1 protein-coding gene is annotated in these 1,619 nt (G+C 67.5%); it reads left to right on the forward strand.

Annotated elements, in window-relative coordinates:
- Positions 1–51 precede the first annotated feature (51 nt).
- Positions 52–1,619, forward strand: a 1,568-nt coding sequence (locus ASC56_RS00050) for an alkaline phosphatase family protein (protein ID WP_055489033.1), incomplete at its 3' end; no start/stop codon positions are given.

Genomic DNA, 1,619 nt, shown 5'->3' on the forward strand with positions numbered 1-1,619 from the left:
TTAGTTGTGAACCGCCGATCCATACGACTGGCCGCCTCCCTCGGTGTCGCCATGACCGTCGCCGGAGGCTCGCTCGCCGCCGCGTCGGAGCTCACCGGCTCCTCGGCCGCGCCGCAGAAGCCCGTGGCCGCCAAGCACGTCCTCCTGCTGTCGGTTGACGGTCTGCACCAGTCGGATCTGGCCTGGTACATCGCCCGCCACCCCGGCTCCGCGCTGGCCCGACTGGTGAACGGCGGCGTGCACTACACCAACGCGCACACCACCACCCCCTCGGACTCCTTCCCAGGCATGACCGCCCAGGTCACCGGCGGCGGCCCGGGTACCACCGGCGTCTATTACGACGACGTGTACAACCACGCCCTGCTCCCGGCCGGCACCACCCACTGCAAGGGCGTCAAGCCCGGCGTCGAGGTGGACATGACCGAGGACATGGACAAGAACAAGGCTTCCCTCGATGCCGGTCAGGGCCTGAAGAACCTGCCCGGCAGCATCCTGCAGATGACTGGACGGCCGCAGAGCCTGCTCGACCCGAGCAAGCTGCCCGTCGACCCCACGACCTGCAAGCCGGTCTACCCGCACTCGTACCTGCAGGTGAACACCGTCTTCAACGTGGCCCGCAACGCCGGCCTGCGCACCGCCTGGTCGGACAAGCACATCGCCTACGACATCCTCAACGGCCCTTCGGGTACAGGCATCCAGGACCAGTTCTCCCCGGAGATCAACAGCGACGCAGGCGGCTACCCGGCCGGGAACGACTGGACCACCGACAACAAGGCGACCGAGCAGTACGACAGCTACAAGGTCAAGGCCGTCCTCAACGAGATCGACGGCTACGACCACAGCGGCCGTCACAAGGTCGGCACCCCGGCGATCTTCGGCATGAACTTCCAGTCGGTCTCCACCGCGCAGAAGCTGCCCTCCTCCGAGGGCCTCAAGGGCGGCTACGCCTCCAAGGGCGTCCCCGGCCCGCTGCTGCAGAAGAACCTCGACTACGTCAACACCGAGATCGGCGCGATGGTCAAGGAGATCAAGGCCAAGGGCCTGGCCTCCAGCACGGACATCGTTCTGTCCGCCAAGCACGGCCAGTCGCCCACCGATCCCACGGCCCTGACCCGCGTGGACGACGGTCCGCTGCTCGACGGACTCAACGCCGCCTGGAAGAAGAAGCACCCGGGCGCCGGCCAGCTCGTCGCGCACTCCGTGGACGACGACGGCATGCTGCTGTGGCTGAACGACCGCTCCGCCGAGGCCACCTCGTTCGCCAAGCAGTACCTGCTGTCGCAGAGCGGCAAGGGCACCGACATCAACGGCAAGCCCACCAAGTCCTTCAGCAACAGCGGGCTCAGCAGGGTCTACGCAGGCAAGGAGGCCGCCGAGTACTTCGGCGTCAAGCCCGGTGACGCCCGGGTCCCGGACCTGTTCGGCATCGCCAAGTACGGTGTGGTCTACACGGGCGGCACCAAGAAGATCGCCGAACACGGCGGCGCCCACGCTGACGACCTGAACGTCCCGCTCGTCATCTCCGGCGCGGGCACCCCCGCGGGCATGACCAAGACTGCTCAGGTCGAGACCACCCAGATCGCCCCGACGATCCTGTCCCTCCTGGGCCTGAACCCCCA

It is taken from the genome of Streptomyces sp. TP-A0356 (genome assembly GCF_001417775.1).
In the GTDB taxonomy this organism is placed as follows: domain Bacteria; phylum Actinomycetota; class Actinomycetes; order Streptomycetales; family Streptomycetaceae; genus Streptomyces.